General features: G+C 63.0%; 15 protein-coding genes and 1 tRNA gene. 14 read left to right on the plus strand and 2 right to left on the minus strand.

The features are described 5' to 3' along the window. Positions 1-5: 5 nt before the first annotated feature. A tRNA-Sec gene (locus tag JFN93_RS10280) sits at positions 6-103 on the minus strand. 148 nt (positions 104-251) lie between these two features. Between JFN93_RS10280 and JFN93_RS10285 the strand changes: the two genes are divergently transcribed. The 7 genes from JFN93_RS10285 to galU all read left to right on the plus strand — a co-directional run bounded on the left by JFN93_RS10285 (position 252) and on the right by galU (position 4,196). Next, the gene (locus tag JFN93_RS10285; protein ID WP_199383979.1) at positions 252-581 is read left to right on the plus strand and encodes a YggT family protein; all 330 of its coding nucleotides are present in this window, start codon (positions 252-254) and stop codon (positions 579-581) included. Beyond that, positions 578-1,027 (plus strand): DivIVA domain-containing protein, encoded by a 450-nt coding sequence (locus JFN93_RS10290; RefSeq protein ID WP_199383980.1) that lies wholly within the window; start codon positions 578-580, stop codon positions 1,025-1,027. Before JFN93_RS10285 ends, JFN93_RS10290 begins: the two co-directional genes overlap by 4 nt. Next, the gene (locus tag JFN93_RS10295) at positions 1,020-1,319 is read left to right on the plus strand and encodes a DUF167 domain-containing protein (RefSeq protein ID WP_199384033.1); all 300 of its coding nucleotides are present in this window, start codon (positions 1,020-1,022) and stop codon (positions 1,317-1,319) included. The genes JFN93_RS10290 and JFN93_RS10295 overlap by 8 nt, the downstream gene beginning before the upstream one ends. Positions 1,320-1,324: 5 nt before the next feature. Next, a complete protein-coding gene (locus JFN93_RS10300) occupies positions 1,325-1,786 on the plus strand; it encodes a CBS domain-containing protein (protein ID WP_199383981.1) in 462 nt (153 codons plus the stop codon). Positions 1,787-1,865: 79 nt separating this feature from the next. Further along, positions 1,866-2,114 (plus strand): FmdB family zinc ribbon protein, encoded by a 249-nt coding sequence (locus JFN93_RS10305; RefSeq protein ID WP_199383982.1) that lies wholly within the window; start codon positions 1,866-1,868, stop codon positions 2,112-2,114. 171 nt (positions 2,115-2,285) lie between these two features. Further along, positions 2,286-3,140: a bifunctional methylenetetrahydrofolate dehydrogenase/methenyltetrahydrofolate cyclohydrolase FolD gene (folD, locus tag JFN93_RS10310; protein WP_199383983.1), complete on the plus strand. Its 855-nt coding sequence runs from the start codon at positions 2,286-2,288 to the stop codon at positions 3,138-3,140. Between the two features lie 189 nt (positions 3,141-3,329). Continuing rightward, positions 3,330-4,196, plus strand: a complete 867-nt coding sequence (galU, locus tag JFN93_RS10315; RefSeq protein WP_199383984.1) for a UTP--glucose-1-phosphate uridylyltransferase GalU — start codon at positions 3,330-3,332, stop codon at positions 4,194-4,196. A gap of 139 nt (positions 4,197-4,335) precedes the next feature. Here the strand turns inward: galU and JFN93_RS10320 are convergent, their stop codons facing one another. Then, a complete protein-coding gene (locus tag JFN93_RS10320; RefSeq protein ID WP_199383985.1) occupies positions 4,336-5,415 on the minus strand; it encodes an energy transducer TonB family protein in 1,080 nt (359 codons plus the stop codon). 25 nt (positions 5,416-5,440) lie between these two features. Between JFN93_RS10320 and JFN93_RS10325 the strand changes: the two genes are divergently transcribed. The 7 genes from JFN93_RS10325 to JFN93_RS10355 all read left to right on the plus strand — a co-directional run bounded on the left by JFN93_RS10325 (position 5,441) and on the right by JFN93_RS10355 (position 16,076). Further along, entirely contained in the window at positions 5,441-5,596 is a 156-nt protein-coding gene (locus JFN93_RS10325) for a hypothetical protein (RefSeq protein ID WP_199383986.1), read from the plus strand. A 105-nt stretch (positions 5,597-5,701) separates the two neighbouring features. After that, on the plus strand, positions 5,702-6,514 hold the full coding sequence (locus JFN93_RS10330; protein WP_199383987.1) for an electron transfer flavoprotein subunit beta/FixA family protein: 813 nt from the start codon (positions 5,702-5,704) through the stop codon (positions 6,512-6,514). A 135-nt stretch (positions 6,515-6,649) separates the two neighbouring features. After that, complete coding sequence (locus tag JFN93_RS10335) at positions 6,650-7,969, plus strand: electron transfer flavoprotein subunit alpha (RefSeq protein ID WP_199383988.1); 1,320 nt, start codon at positions 6,650-6,652, stop codon at positions 7,967-7,969. A 138-nt stretch (positions 7,970-8,107) separates the two neighbouring features. After that, on the plus strand, positions 8,108-10,102 hold the full coding sequence (locus tag JFN93_RS10340) for a (Fe-S)-binding protein (protein WP_199383989.1): 1,995 nt from the start codon (positions 8,108-8,110) through the stop codon (positions 10,100-10,102). A 341-nt stretch (positions 10,103-10,443) separates the two neighbouring features. Continuing rightward, positions 10,444-11,130 carry a type 1 glutamine amidotransferase gene (locus JFN93_RS10345; RefSeq protein ID WP_199383990.1) on the plus strand — a complete coding sequence of 229 codons (687 nt, stop codon included), beginning with the start codon at positions 10,444-10,446 and terminating at the stop codon, positions 11,128-11,130. Between the two features lie 141 nt (positions 11,131-11,271). Further along, the gene (locus JFN93_RS10350; protein ID WP_236021630.1) at positions 11,272-13,914 is read left to right on the plus strand and encodes a hybrid sensor histidine kinase/response regulator; all 2,643 of its coding nucleotides are present in this window, start codon (positions 11,272-11,274) and stop codon (positions 13,912-13,914) included. Next, a complete protein-coding gene (locus JFN93_RS10355) occupies positions 13,911-16,076 on the plus strand; it encodes a putative bifunctional diguanylate cyclase/phosphodiesterase (RefSeq protein WP_199383991.1) in 2,166 nt (721 codons plus the stop codon). Before JFN93_RS10350 ends, JFN93_RS10355 begins: the two co-directional genes overlap by 4 nt. Positions 16,077-16,293 lie beyond the last annotated feature (217 nt).

Consider the following 16,293-nt stretch of genomic DNA (forward strand, 5'->3'; position numbering starts at 1 on the left):
TGAGTTGGCGGAAGCACATGGGAATCGAACCCACCTGGGAAGTTTCTCACCCCCCACACCGGTTTTGAAGACCGGGCCGCCCACCAGCGACGGTTGTGCTTCCTTGTCGTTCTCTTTGTCGGAAGGAAACCCGAATTATAGGGAGGAATTACCGAATTGGCAACGGGAAATAGCATGGAGCTTTTCTTGACAAAGTATCGCAATTTCTGTATAGCATGGTGGTCCATACATTACCTGTTAAAGGTGCCTGAATGATACTGTTTGCCAATATTCTTTTTGCCCTCGCAAAGATCGTCGAACTGGCAAGCGGACTTCTTACCGTCTATAAATACCTCCTCCTGGCGCGGGTTATCATCTCCTGGATCAACGCCGATCCCTACAATCCCATCGTCAACTTCATCTACCGCGTCACCGAACCGATCCTGTACCGGGTGCGCCGTTACATGCCGAACACCGGCATGATCGACCTCTCTCCCCTGGTAGTGTTCCTGCTCATCTACCTGGTCCAGATCATCGTCTTCGACACGGCATACTACTATCTCATTTCCTACAGTTCTCAGCTCAAGGTGCAGGGCCCGTGAAAATAACCCCGATGGACATCCAGCAGCAGCAGTTCAAGGGAAAGCTGGTCGGCGGTCTGGACGCCGACGATGTCGATGCCTTCCTGCAGACGGTCGCCCGCGAGATGGAGGAGCTGATCCGCGAAAACGACCAGCTCAAGGAACGCCTGAACCGCCACCAGGCGTCCCTTGCCGACATGGAGGCGCGCGAGGTGCAATTGCGCGAGACCATGCTCGCCGCCCAGAAGATCTCCGAAGAGATGAAGGGGAACGCCCAAAAGGAGGCGCAGCTCATCGTCTCCGAGGCCGAGCTCAAGGGGGAGAAGATCGTCGCCGCTGCGGAGAACAAGCTCATCGGGCTCAACAACCAGATCGCCGAGCTGAAACGGGAAAAGGTCCAGTTCGAGTCCGGCTTCAAGGCCCTTCTCGACACCTATTACAAGCTCCTTGCCCTTGGCGATGAATGACCTGCCGCTACACGTCACCGAATCCCCAGACGGCATAACCTTCAACGTCCACGTCCAACCCCGGGCGTCCCGCTGCGAGATCTGCCCCCCCAAGGACGGCGAGCTCCGCGTCCGTCTCACTTCCCCTCCGGTGGAGGACGCCGCGAACAAGCAGTGCGTCGAGCTGATCGCCAAGGCGCTTGGCGTTGCCAAGTCCAAGGTGAGCATCAAGTCGGGAGGGAAGTCCCGACACAAAGTAGTGCAGGTGCAGGGTGTGGACAGCCGCACCCTGATCACGATCTTCAAGGAGTAGCGAAAGTGAAGGCAAAAGACGTAATGGTAACCGATGTCCCTACGGTTTCGGTCCGGACAACCGTCGCCGAGGCCGTGGCCGTCTTGAAGCACAACTTCGGGGACGAAAGCTTCATCAATGCCGCACCCGGCCTGATCGTGCTCAACGAGCGCGGCAGCCTCGCCGGAATCCTCACCCCGTTGAGCGTCATCACGGCGATGATGGAGGGGAAAACCTCCAGCGGCACCGACGAGGAACGCTGCGCCGCGCTTTGCGACAAGATCAAGTCGCTGCCGGTCTCCGAGATCATGGAACACCAGCCGATCTCGGTCACCGAGGACGCGGGGCTGTTCGACGTCGCCGATCTTTTTCTCAAACACCGCTTCCAGCGCGTGCCGGTGGTCAGCGGCAAGAAGGTGGTCGGGATCATCTACCGCTCCCGCCTGCTTTTCGCCATGACCCGGAGTCTCGAAACTCCGGCCGCTTAGCCCCTTGACAATCCGGGGGGACGCTACGTATATTTAGGTCGGATCACGGATTAGATTCCGACAGGAGGTTGATTAAGAAATGCCGCTCTACGAGTACCAGTGCAAAAGTTGCGAAAATCGCTTTGAGAAACGCCAGAAATTCTCCGATCCCGCCGAGACGGTCTGCCCGTCCTGCGGCGGCGAGGTGGAAAAGCTCATCTCCCAGTCCGGCTTCGCCCTGAAAGGCGGCGGCTGGTACGGTGACGGCTACTCCAGCAGCAACGGCAAGCCGACCCCTCCCTGCCAGGGTGGCGGCGGTGGCTGCGCCGGATGCCCTTCGGCAGCCTGATGAAAAACCCCCGGTGACGGGGGTTTTTTTTGCCGGTAAACACCTTAATGCAACACGATTTTAACTAGGCAGTTTTATCTATGACGGCCGGTCGAGCCTTGCACCGGCGTGCCTCCGCACTTTCTTCGGGGTCACGCAGTTGCCGGGAGCGCGGCACAAGGAGTCTGATCCATGGCAGCTACCATCATCGACGGCAAGGCAATTGCGGCAAAAATTCGGGGCGAGATCGCCCGTGACACGGCGGCACTCAAGGAAAAAGGGGTCACCCCGGGCTTGGCGGTGGTCCTGGTCGGCGAGGACCCGGCCAGCAAGGTCTACGTCTCCATGAAGGAAAAGGCGTGCGCCGACGTCGGCATCTTCTCCGACGAATACAAGCTCCCCGCCACCACCTCCGAGGCCGAGCTCCTCAAGCTCATCGACAAGCTGAACAACGATCCGAAGATCCACGGCATCCTGGTCCAGCTCCCGCTCCCCAAGCAGATCAACACGGAAAAGGTGCTCGAGGCGATCTCCCCGCTCAAGGACGCCGACGGTTTCCACCCGTACAACGTCGGGCGCCTCGTGATCGGCAAGCCGCTCTTCCAGCCCTGCACCCCCTACGGCGTCATGGTGATGCTCAAGGAAACCGGGGTGGATCTTTCCGGCAAAGAGGTGGTCGTGGTCGGCCGTTCCAACATCGTCGGCAAGCCGGTCGCCTTCATGTGCCTGCAGCAAAACGCCACGGTCACCCTGTGCCACTCGCGCACCCGTGATCTTGCCGCGAAGGTCGCCCAGGCCGACGTCCTGATCGCCGCCGTCGGCGTTCCCGAGATGATCAAGGGGGCATGGATCAAGGAAGGGGCGGTGGTCATCGATGTCGGTGTGAACCGCGTCGGCGAGAAGAAACTGGTCGGCGACGTGGAGTATGCCGCCGCAGCGGAGCGCGCCTCCGCGATCACCCCGGTCCCGGGGGGCGTCGGCCCGATGACTATCACCATGTTGCTTTACAACACCCTGGAAGCCGCGAAGCGTTCGGCGGAGAAGTAGCAGAAATAACCGGTTCACGTGATTGCCGCGGCTGAACTGTGCAGCATGCTGCGCAGTTCAGCGTGATGTCGGGCGGCCTTGGTGCGACCTCTTTCCTGCTTCCTTGGTTGTGGGATGGGGGCATTTGCAATAAAATGCGGGAACGCCCGGCACGGCCGGCGCGATACTTGATTCCCCTGGAGGGATGTAATGAAGGTTAAAAAGGCCGTTTTCCCGGTGGCGGGTCTGGGGACCCGATTCCTGCCGGCTACCAAATCTACTCCCAAGGAGATGCTTCCCCTCATCGACAAGCCGCTGGTGCAGTATGTCGTCGAGGAAGCCGTCGCCTCCGGAATCGAGCAGATCCTCTTCGTGACCGGCCGCAACAAGAGGGCGATCGAGGACCACTTCGACATCGCCTTCGAACTGGAGTCGCTTCTCTACGACAAGGGGAAGGATCTCGAACTGAGCCAGGTCCGGGAGAGCGCCGAGATGGCGAAGATCTTCTTCGTCCGGCAGAAACAGGCCCTGGGCCTGGGGCACGCCATCCTCTGCGCCAAGGAGTTCATCGGCGACGAGCCGTTTGCGGTTCTGCTCGGCGACGACATCATCGATGCCCATCCTCCCTGCCTCGCCCAGCTTTTAAGCGTGTACGACCAGTATGCGTCCCCGGTTCTGGCCCTGAAGCAGGTTCCCATGCAGAATATCTCGTCGTACGGCTGCGTCAGCGGCAACGTCATCTCCGACCAGGTGTTCCAGGTGTCGGACCTGGTGGAGAAACCGGCGGTGAAGGACGCCCCGTCCGATCTTGCCATCATCGGCCGTTACATTCTCACCCCCGAGATCTTCCCGATTCTTGAGCGGCAGGAGCCGGGCAAGGGCGGGGAGATCCAACTGACCGACGCGCTGAAGACCCTGGTGAAGGCTGCGCCGATCTACGGATGCAAGTTTGAAGGGACGCACCACGACTGCGGCGACAAGCTCGGTTTCCTGAAAGCGACGGTGGACATGGCGCTCAAGCGCGACGAGTTCAACGGGAGCTTTGAAGAGTATCTGCGGGAGCGACTGGGATACTGAGGCGGTGGGCAGTGAGCAATGAGCAGTTGCTGGTAGAACTTCGATAGCTTCAAAGAGAAGGGGACTGATACCGTTGGTGTCAGTCCCCTTCTCTCTTTTTGCCTTTTGCGCATTGCTCATGGCAACCTGCTCATTGCCATCACTCCCACCGGTTGGTGATGACACCGCCTTCGCCGACGCGGAAGACGAAGATCAGGTTGAGCTGGTCGTGCTCCCACTTGCGCGGCAGCGGCCCGGGATACCCCGCGGTGCGCGACGCGGTGGCGGCAAGCTCGTCGAGTACCCGGTTCCCGCTCGACTCGAGTTGCCTGATGTCGACGACGTTTCCTTCCCGGTTGAAGGTGATGGTGAGGATGGTAATCCCTTTCCCGATGCCGAGGTTCCACGGGGTGATCGCGTTGAGCCGGTCCCGCAGCAGGTTCCGGAAGCGGTAGGCGAAGGTCCCGATGGTGGGGTCGTCGGTATCCATCAGGCGGGTGTCGCCCTGTTCCGCCTCCTCGTATCTCTTGCGGTAACCCTCCTCCAGATTCGCCAGGTGCCTCGCGCTCGGGAACAGTTTCGCCAGTTCGCGCTGCTCTCCCCGTTGCGGCCTGAGCAGCCCCTCGCCCCGCGATATCTCCTTACCGCCGTTTTCCGACATCCTAAACGGGGAGTCGCTCCTTCCGGGGGTCCGCGCCGCCTTGGGCGCTTCCGTTTTCCCCCTGACGTTGGGGGCGTTTTTGCTCTCCACCGTCCGCTCGCTCTTGTTGAACGCCTTGGGCGCCGCCTCCCTCGTGGACTGGGGGAGCTGTTTTTGCGGCGGCAGGGTCCGCTGCGGCGCCGGCGGCTTGGGCCGGACCAGCGGCGGTGGCGGCTTCACGGCCTGCGGCTTGGGGAGCGTCACCGGCTTGGGCAGCGGCAGCGGCTTGGGCAGCGGCTTGGGCGGCTCCGGCTTGGGAAGAACCTTCGGTTTGGGAGGCGGTTCCGGTTTCGGCTTGGGCTTCGGCTTGGGGGGCTCCGGTTTCGGTTCCGGCTTGGGTTTCGGCTGCTCCTTGGCCTTGAGGTCCTTCGCGTTCGGCAGCGGCGGCGGAAGGTCCGTCAGTTCGATCATCGTGGCGTCTTTGGGGACCTTCGGCTTTTCGGGCGGCAGGAGAGAAAAGACGCTGTAGGCAGCCACATGGAGCACGATAGAGAGGAAGACGAGGTAGAGAAGTGATTTTTCTATATGCTTGTCGGACATCTATCTCCGCCGGAAGGGCTCAGGTATGGAACGCTCTATAGTAACCAGCGCGTCAGAAAAATGCAACGCTGGTGAATTGTCACCGATCGATAAAGCCGATTTGCCAGCCATCAACTCAGGAACGGTGGGCGTTTCGGCCAAAAAAACACCATTTTGCTGCTCATACCAGTTGCTTTTTTGACTTAGGTCAAAGTATACTGTATGCAATTTATCTAGTATGATTACAGTACAACTTTGCTTATTTAATTACAGTATTAGCTTACTTATTTAGGACGAGGTTCCTCAAATGCTTGTTGTTGCATGTATAAAACAGGTGCCTGACACCACTCAAGTTCAGATCGACCCGGTAACGAACACGCTGGTCCGGGAAGGAATCCCGTTCATCGTCAACCCCTATGACACTCATGCAGTGGAAGCGGCGCTCAGGCTCAAAGACGAGTTCGGGTTCCGGGTGGCCGCGATCTCGATGGGGCCCCCGAACGCCGAAGCGACCCTGCGCCGCGCACTCGCCTGGGGCGTGGACCAGGCGATCCTGCTTTCCGACCGTGCCTTCGGCGGCGCCGACACCCTCGCCACCAGCCGGGTGCTCGCGGCGGCCATCGAACGGTTGAGCGCCGAGGAGGAGGTCGGGGTGGTGATCTGCGGCAAGCAGACCATCGACGGCGACACCGCCCAGGTTGGCCCGGGGATCGCGACCCGCCTGGACCTCGAACAGCTGACCCTGGTGGACCGCGTCGAAGCCTTCGATCAGAAGGGGCGCACCATCCGCGTCCGCCGCAAGCTCGAAGGGCGCCACGAAATCGTCGAAGCGCCGCTGCCGGTCCTTTTGACCGTGGTGCGCGAGTTGAACCGTCCCCGCTACCCGTCGGTCCCGATGCGGCTTGCCTCACAGGAGGCCGAGGTGCAGGTCTGGGACAACAAGGTGCTCAAGCTCAACGTCGAGGAGATCGGGCTGAAGGGGTCCCCGACCTGGGTGAGCCGGATCTTCTCTCCGGAGCGCGACAAAGGGGAGATCGTCGGCGACGGCGTCAACGACCCGGAAGGGGCGGCGGACCTCCTGATCCAGAAGATGCTGGAGAAGGACCTGCTCACCGTCTAGGCAGTGAGCGATGAGCAGTCGCAGGTTGCACGATAGCATCTGCACCGGCGGCAGATCGAGTAAAAAGTATGCAAGTTTCCTTATGTAAGCCTTACGCTTTCGTTACCTATAAAACCAGCTGGAACAGGAAAGTTAATGACTCAGGACGTTAAACCTCCCAAAAAACCGCGCGGCAAGGCGGTACTGCTGCAGGGCAAGTGCATCGCCTGCGGCGCCCGCTGCCAGAGCGCCTGCCCGGTCGACGCGGTCGAGATGAACGAGCAGGGCGAGCCGATCATCAATTTCGACCGCTGCATCGGCTGCAAAAAATGCGTCAACGTCTGCCCGGCGAGCGCGCTGGTGATGGAATTCACCGACGAGGAGAAGAAGATCCTCGAGCAGCTCGCCGCCGCCGGCACCACCCACGAGCCGGAGGAGGACCCGGAAGAGGCCCGCATCAAGAAGCTCCTCGCCGAATACCGCGGGGTCTGGGTCTTCGTCGAGCAGACCGAGGGCGAGGCCGCCAAGGTTTCCTGGGAACTCCTCGGCAAGGGGAAGGAACTGGCCGATGCGCTCAAGACCGAGCTCTGCGCCGTGGTGCTCGGGCATGAGGTCGAGCACCTCTGCAAGCAGGCGTTCGGCTACGGTGCCGAAAAGGTCTACCTGCTGGACGCGCCGGTGCTGCGCCACTACCGCACCAAATCTTACGAGCGCTGCTTCTGCGCCCTCGCCGAGAAGTACCGTCCCGAGGTGATCCTGATGGGGGCCACCGGCCAGGGGCGCGACCTCGCCGGGGTCGTGGCCACCCGGCTCAAGACCGGTCTCACCGCGGACTGCACCGGACTGGGGATCGACGACAAGCGCAACCTGATGCAGACCCGCCCCGCCTTCGGCGGCAACATCATGGCGACCATCATGTGCGACAAATACCGTCCCCAGATGTCGACCGTCCGTCCCCACGTGATGGCGATGCCCGAGTTCGATCCGATGGCAAACGGCGAGATCGTCCGCGAGGCGGTCAACGTTGCCGAGAACGAGATCCCGGTGAAGGTGCTGGAGATCCTCAAGGACGGCAGCGGGAGCAAGGTCGACATCTCCGGCGCCGAGTTCATCGTCTCCGGCGGACGCGGCCTGATGGGGCCGGAAAACTTCCCGATGCTCCAGGAACTCGCCGACGTCCTCGGCGGGGTGGTCGGCGCCTCCCGCAGCGCGGTCGATGCCGGCTGGATGCCGCCGGACCGCCAGGTCGGCCAGACCGGGAAGACGGTGCGTCCCAAGATCTACATCGCCTGCGGCATCTCCGGTGCGATCCAGCACCTGGTCGGGATGCAGGACTCCGACGTGATCATCGCCATCAACCGGGATCCGGAGGCTCCGATCTTCGAGGTGGCCACCTATGGCATCGTCGGGGACCTCTTCAAGATCGTCCCGGCCTTCACCCGCAAGCTCAAGGAAATGAAGGGGAAGAATCAGTAACGACAGTAGTCGATGAAAAGTAGTCAGAGTAAGTGGTCAGTGAACAGAATGGAGCTTGACGCTGTACTGCCACCTGCACTGATCACTGATCCTGGTCACTGTCTACTGATCACTGACTGTACTGAATAGAGGTTACGCATGACGTCACATACCACGCTGTTCGCACCGCTGCTGATCGCCTCGGTCGCGTTCTTCTGTTTCAGCCTGTACCGCCGGCTCGCCCTGGTCCGCCTGGGGCAGCCCGAGGACCGCTTCGACCACCCCGGTCGCCGGCTCCAGGAGATGCTGCGCTACGCCTTCGCGCAGCTGCGCGTCGTGCAGCGCCCCTTCGGCTTGAATCATTTCGTGATCTTCTGGTCCTTCATGATTCTGGCCCTGGCCAACGCCGAGTTCCTGGTGAACGGCGTCATCCCGCAGGCGAGCCTGGCCGCGCTCCCGGAGGGGGTCCATCACCTGCTCCTGCTCGCCTTCGACTTCGTGTCGATCTTCGCACTGGTGGCGGTCTGTTTTTCCCTGGCGCGGCGGCTCTTCTTCAAGCCGGACTACCTGGACAGCCGCTACGTGAAGGCCCGCAGCCTGGAAGGGTTCCTCATCCTGCTCTTCATCGCGCTGTTGATGGTCGCCTACTTCGGGATGCACGGCGCCCTCCTCGCCATGGGTGAGGACCCGGGGGCCGCCCCCTTCATGCCGGTCTCCCGCTTTACCGCTTCGCTCCTTGCTCCCTTCGGGAACCAGCTCCCCGGGGTGGCGGAGCTCTTCTGGTGGATCCACGCCCTGGTCCTGTGCGCCTTCATCTGCCTTTTGCCCCGCAGCAAGCACATGCATATCATCACCGCGATTCCCAACTGCTACTTCGGCAGCCTCGAGCAGCCGAACACCCAGCCGCGGGAGCGTTTCGAGAAAGGTGAGACCTTCGGGGTGGGGCAGGTGGACGGGTTCACCTGGAAGGATCTTTTCGACGGCTTCAGCTGCACCGAGTGCGGCCGCTGCCAGGATGCCTGCCCGGCCAACAACACGGGCAAACCGCTCAACCCGCGCCAGATCGTGCATGCCATCAAGATGAACCTGATGGAGAATGCCGACGACCTCGCCGCCGGGAAAAAGCCGCACCTGCCGCTGATCGGCGCGGAAGGAGAGGGGACCAACACCGAAGACGCGATCTGGTCCTGCACCACCTGCGGCGCCTGCATGGAGGTCTGCCCGGTCCTCATCGAGCAGATGCCCAAGATCGTCAAGATGCGCCGCCACCTGGTCGAGACCGAGGCCCGCTTCCCCGAAGAACTCCTGAACCTTTTCGAGAACATGGAGCAGCGTTCCAACCCGTGGGGGATCGCACCCAGCGAGCGGACCAAGTGGCACGGCCCCATGGACGTGCAGCGCTTCGAGGCGGGGCAGACCGAGTACCTCCTCTACGTCGGCTGCGCCGGCTCCTTCGATTCCCGCACCAAGCACGTCACCGTCGCCCTGGCCACCGTGCTCAACGCGGCGGGGATCTCCTGGGGGATCCTGGGTAAGGACGAGAAGTGCTGCGGCGACAGCCTGCGCCGGCTGGGTAACGAGTACCTGTTCGACAAGATGGCCAAGGAAAATGCCGCCCTTTTCACCGAGCGCGGGGTGAAGAAGGTCATCGTCCTTTGCCCGCACTGCCTGAATACGCTGAAAAACGATTATCGCCAGTACGGCCTGGATCTCGAGGTGGTGCACCACTCCGAGCTGATCGAGTCCCTGCTTGAGGCCGGCAGGATCAAGCTGCACGACGGGGCCAAGGAGCTGGGCAAGGTCGCCTACCACGATCCCTGCTACCTGGGGCGGCACAACAAGGTATACGATGCCCCGCGGGCGGTCGTTGCCGCTGCCACCGGCAAGGCCCCGGCCGAGATGGAGCGCAACCGCGATAACTCCTTCTGCTGTGGCGCCGGCGGCGGCCGGATGTGGATGGAGGAGCACCAGGGGGACCGCGTGAACCACCACCGGGTGGACGAAACCCTCAAGCAGAGCCCGGACACCGTCTGCGTTGCCTGCCCCTATTGCATGACCATGTTCGAGGATGGGCTCAAGGACCGCGGCAAACCCGAGGTCCGAGTGCGCGACATCGCCGAGATCGTCGCCGAGGGGCTGCGCCCCAAGGCCTAGAAGGTTCCGCTGCTTCCCGGAACGTTTGAAGTACCTACGCAAAGGGGCGGAGCGATCCGCCCCTTTTGTATTTAAACCGGGTGGCTTCTGCGCAGGGAGGTAGGTGGTTGGTCGGGGCAAGCGCCAAGCCGGTGGGAGAACCTTTTCCGACGCGATAGACAGACCGTGATCGCGACAGAGATGTCGCTCCTACTTGTCTTGGCTCCCTCCCCCTCCGGGAGAGGGAATTGTCTTCAGGCTTAATCGCGCCTGGAAAGGCGCTCCCACCGGGGAAACGCCCTGGCCGGCGATGGGACGGTTTTCGCTGCGACGAGACGGCGCCGGTGGCATAGGGAGTCCGCATGTTTTTGATCGTTCAGAATGATCCTCACTGTCCGGCCGGCAGCTGTGCTCCGATCATCGAGGCGCGCGCGGCCAGCTTTCGCGTCGTCGCCGGCTACGATGACCTCGCATTCCCCGATCCGACCCGTTTCCAAGGGGTGATCGTCCTCGGCGGCGAGATGAGCGTCTATGCCACCGAACGCTTTCCCTACCTGGACCGGGTGCGCAGCCTGATGCGGGAGTGCGTGGACCGGCAGGTCCCCCTGTTCGGGATCTGCCTCGGCGGGCAACTCCTGGCCCAGGTCCTGGGGGGGACGGTCAGTTCGCCTTCGTCCCACGGCGAGAAGGGGATCCACTCGGTGACCCTCACCGAGGCCGGAGCGGGGGATCCGCTCTTCGCCGGTCTTGCCGAAACGTTCACCACCTTCCAAATGCACAACGACAGCTTCACCCTCCCCCCCTCGGCCACTCTCCTGGCCCACTCCGCCGCCTGCCCGGTGCAGGCCTTTCGCTACGGCGCAACTGCCTATGCGGTGCAGTTCCATCCCGAGGTGGATCGCGACATCGTCTCCTGCTGGAGCGAATTCCCCCCTCCCGAACCGGACCTGGTCCGCCAGTACGAGGTCGGTCGCGCCGCCTACGACGCCGATTCCCGCCGCATCATCGGCAACTTTGTCTCTCTTGCCCTCCGCCGGTACCTTTCTTGAAATAAAAGACCTCTTATTGTAAAGTTCTAACTTGTTTTTCCGCCCCGGAAGGGACGGTAAAGCGCCAATCCCACTCCTGTCGCTGCGGGGGGTGCTGAGATGCGTCGGACGTCCCTTGATTCCTCAGTCAAAGGAAAGCTGATGACGGTACTCCTCGCCGGCAACGCCGCTCTTGTCGTCGCGGCAGCCATCAGCTTCATTTCCTGTGCCCTCACGGTTTCTCTCGACGAGCAGCGGCTCGCCCTGGATAGCCTGGCCCGGGCCATCGAGCTGCAGATTGCCGCATCTCCACCGCCCGATCTTCCCCGGTTACGCAACGACCTCGCCCGACTGACGACCCAGCACCGCCTGGCCCGGGTCGAACTCCGCTCCTCCACCGGCCGGCTCCTGGCCGTCTCGCTGGTGCCGCGGCAGGGGGTGTGGGAGCCGCTTCTTTCCGACTGGCTGCCGGACCGGTCGGTTTCCCTCCGCGTTCCTTCCGGCGCCTATCGCCTCATCCTGCATCCCTCCGCCGCTCCCTTTTGCGCCACGCTCACCTACTGTCTCGCGGTCACCGGCTGCTTCCTCGGCGGCCTGTTCCTTTTGGGACGCCAGTTCCGCTCCCGCTTCGACCGGCTCATCCTGGCCCCCATCGTCCACCTCACCCACAAGATGGGGATCGTTTCGCGCCGCCAGGATTACAAGGTGCGGGTCTCCCGCTGGAGCGACGACGAGGTCGGTCTTCTTTTCGATTGCTTCAACAACATGCTGGAGGAGATCTCGGTGCGGGACGAACGGCTCGCGCTGCACCGCATGGAGCTGGAGATCGAGGTGGAGGAGCGGACCCGGGAGCTCTCCGAGGTGAACGGACAACTCGCCGCGAGCCTCGACGAGGTGCAGCTCTCCATGGAGACCGCCCAGGCGGCGAGCCGGGCCAAGTCGGATTTTCTGGCCCAGATGAGCCACGAGATCCGGACTCCGATGTACGGGGTGCTGGGGATGACCGAGCTTTTGCTCAACACCGACCTCACCACCGAGCAGGCGCGCTACGTCGATACGGTGCGCCACTCCGGGGAGGCGCTCCTCTCCATCATCAACAGCATCCTCGACTTCTCCAAGATCGAGGCGGGGCGGATGGAGCTGGAGACGATCCCGTTCGACCTGCACGACACGGTGCACGAGGCGGTGGAACTTCTGGCCGAAGACGCCCAGAAAAAGGGACTGGCACTCTTCGCCTCCGTGGATCCCGGGCTTCCCCGTATGGTGCAGGGGGACCCGGTCCGGTTGCGCCAGATCATGGTGAACCTCCTGGCCAACGCGGTGAAATTCACCCAGCAAGGCAAGGTGCGCCTGGAGGCGACCCTGGAGCAGGAGCCGGCCCTGATCCGGATCACCGTGCAGGATACCGGGATCGGCATCGAACCGGAGGCCCAGGAGCATATCTTCGAGCAGTTCTCCCAGGCGGACCAGACCATCACCCGCCGCTACGGGGGAACCGGCCTGGGGCTGGCCATCGCCCGGCAGTTGAGCGAGCTGATGGGGGGGACGATTTCCGTCTCCAGCCAACCGGGGAAGGGATCCACCTTCAGTTTCACCGCCCGCCTGGAACTTCAGGATCAGCAGGAGACCGCGCCGTCGCACGCCTTCAACGCCCTGCGCGGCAAGAGTCTTCTCGTCGTGGAGCCGTCCGGAAGCGATCCGATCTGCCGCCTGGCCTCCTCCTGGGGCATGGAGACCGTGGTTGCCGGGGATGCCCGCGAAGCCCTGCGTAAGGTGGTGGCGGCACCCTTCGACGTCGCCCTGGTGAGTTGCCGCCTCCCCGATGCCCGGGGGAGCGAACTCGCCCGCGCGCTGCGCACCCACCCGGCGGCCCGGTCCCTGGCGGTGGTGCTTTTGGCCGATCCGGACCAGGAGCCGGAGCGGGATGATACTGTGGCCGGGGTGCTGCAGCGGCCGGTGCGCCAGACGCCGCTCTACCAGGCCCTGGTCCGGTCGCTGGGGATGGAGCCCTGGCAGGAGGATGCCTCCCTGTTGCAGACCGCCGACGGGGCGATCCCGCTGGTCCTTTTGGTCGAGGATAACGAGGTGAACCAGGAGGTCGGGCGCGGCATGCTGGAGAGCTTCGGCTGCCGGGTGGAGGTGGCGGTGAACGGGGTGCAGGCGCTGGCGATGGTCTGTCAGACCCGCTACGACGTGGTCCTCATGGACACCCAGATGCCGGAGATGGATGGCCTGGAGGCGACCCGCCTGATCCGGGAGGGGGAAGACCCGGAGGAGCCGAGGCTCCCGATCATCGCGCTCACCGCGTATGCGATGAAGGGGGACCGGGAGGCGTGCCTGAAGGCCGGGGCCGATGACTACCTCTCCAAGCCCTTCGCTCGCGAGGCGCTGGCCCAGCTTTTGTGCAAGCACCTGGTCGGTGCCCCGGCCCAGCCGCCCGCCCCGGCCGCCGTAGCGGTCCCCGACGAAATGCCCCAGGCGCTGGCCATGATCCAGAGCCTCTCCGGCACCCGCGGGCTGGAGATCCTGCGCAAGGTGGTCGATCTGTACCTGACCAGCACCCCGACGCTTTTGCAGACGATGCGCGAGGCGGAATCCGGCAAGGACCCGATGATGCTCAAGGTCGCCGCGCACAGCTTCAAGTCGAGCAGCGCCAACCTGGGCGCCGTCAAGCTGGCCGGGGTCTGCGACGAGCTCGAGGCGCTCGGGCGCAGCGGGTCCACCGAGGGGGCCCTGCCGCTTTTACAGCGCGCCGAAGAGGAGTACCGGACCGTCCGCAACGCGCTGATGGGAGGGGGGCTATGATCCGCAAGATGAAAAGGAGCGCCCCCTTGGTGATGGTGGCCGACGACGACCTCTACATCAGGCTTTTGACCCGCGAATCGCTGGAGCCGTCCGGCTTTGCGGTGCGCGACGTCCAAAGCGGCGCGGAGGCCCTGGAGCTATTCCAGAACCTCGTCCCCGACATCGTCCTTTTGGACGTCATGATGCCGGGGATGGACGGCTTCTCGGTCTGCAGCGCGATCCGGCGCACCGAGCCGGGGCGCGACACCCCGATCCTGATGATGACCGGGCTCAACGACCTGGAGTCGATCGACCGCGCCTACGAGGCCGGCGCCACCGATTTCATCACCAAGCCGATCAACTGGCACATCCTGCGCTACCGGGTGAGCTACATCCTCAGGGCGAGCAACGCCTTCGAGCAGCTCAAGGAGAGCAAGGCGGTGCTGGCCCATGCCCAAAGCCTCGCCCACATCGGGAGCTGGGAGTGGGATCTCACCACCGGGGACATCCACTGCTCCGACGAGGTCTACAACATCTGCTGCGTCGACGGGGAACGGACCGCCAACCCGATCCTCGACTCGGTACACCAGCTGGACCGCGCCTTCGTGCAGGGTTCGATCGACGAGGCCGTAGAAAAGAAGATCCCCTTGTCCTTCGACTACCGCATCCTGCTCGCCGACGCGGTGGAGCGTACCCTCCACGCCGAGCTCGTGACCGTGGTGGACGAGGACGCCCGCCCGATCCGGCTTACCGGCACCATCCAGGACATCACCGAGCGCAAGCGCGCCGAGGAGCAGATCCGGCTCCTTGCCTACTACGACGCCCTGACCGGGCTCCCCAACCGCCGGTTCTTCCTGCAGCAGCTCGAACAGGCCATCGTCTACGCCAACCGCAACGACCGGATGCTGGCCGTGCTCTATCTCGACCTGGACCGCTTCAAACTGGTGAACGACACCATGGGGCACGGGGTAGGGGACAAGCTTTTGCAGGATGTCGCCGACCGTCTGCAGCACTGCGTGAGGCGCAGCGACTGCCTCGCCACCGCCGAGGGGGATCTCCCGGGGTCGCTGGTTTCACGGCTGGGGGGGGACGAATTCACCATCTTGTTGTCGGACATCGAGCACTTTCAGGACGTGGCCAAGGTGGCGCGGCGCATCCTGGAGGTGATCTCGATGCCGTACTCCCTTGAGGGGAGGGAGGTCTTCGTCTCCACCAGCATCGGGATCAGCCTCTATCCCTTCGACGCGACCTCCGCCTCGGACCTGATCCGAAACGCCGACGGCGCCATGTACCAGGCCAAGGAGGAGGGGAGAAACGGCTACCAGATCTACGACGAGTCGATGAACTCGCGCGCCCTGGAGCGGATCATCCTGGAAAGCAAGCTGCACAAGGCGCTCAAGAACCAGGAGTTCACCGTCTACTATCAGCCGCAGATCTCCAGCCGCACCGGTACCGTCATCGGGGTGGAGGCGCTGGTGCGCTGGAACAACCCGGAGCTCGGCGTGGTCGAGCCGGCGCGGTTTCTCCCGCTGGCGGAGGAAATCGGCCTGGTGATCCAGATCGACGAATGGGTGCTCGGCGAGTCCTGCCGCCAGCACCGGCTCTGGATGGAGGCGGGGCTCCCCCCGCTCACCCTGGCGGTGAACGTCTCCGGACAGCACTTCGCCCGCTACGATCTTTTGGGAACGGTCACCCGGGTGCTCAGCGAGACCGGAATGGACCCGGGGCACCTGGAGCTGGAGCTGACCGAAGGGGTGCTCATGGCGCATACCGAGAAGACGGTGAAGATGCTCACCGCTTTAAAGCAGATGGGGGTGCGGCTGGCCATCGACGATTTCGGCACCGGCTTCTCCTCGCTCTCCTATCTGAAACGCTTCCCGCTGGACGTGCTCAAGATCGACCGCACCTTCATCGACGACATCATCACCGATCCCGACGACGCCGCCATCACCCTGGCCACCATCGAAATGGCCCATACCATGAAGCTGCAGGTGGTGGCCGAAGGTGTGGAGACCCAGGAGCAGCTCGAATTTCTCCGCGGCAATTCCTGCGACATCTTCCAGGGCTATCTCTTCAGCCACCCCGTCCTCCCCGACCAGATCGCCGCCATGTTCGGTGCTGCAGCCACTTCCGCCCCACCCCAAGCAGTATCCTCCCCCTATCCCCCCACCGCCGGCCAATGATCCCCCCGGCTGCCTAATTTATAGTCAGGGCAGCAACATTTTATAAGCATTTTCCAACTTACGATTCCGTAAGGATGTGGCCCGTGCCCCGTGTTTGCTGTGTTACGGAGGTGTGTCGAACGCTGGCATGGCTACTGCAATACGATGGGCGCCGGGCACGATGGTGTGACCCCGGGAGTCATTGAAGACCAACGCATACAGGCAAAGGCGCCTTTCA

The organism is Geomesophilobacter sediminis, assembly GCF_016458275.1.
GTDB lineage: Bacteria > Desulfobacterota > Desulfuromonadia > Geobacterales > Geobacteraceae > Geomesophilobacter > Geomesophilobacter sediminis.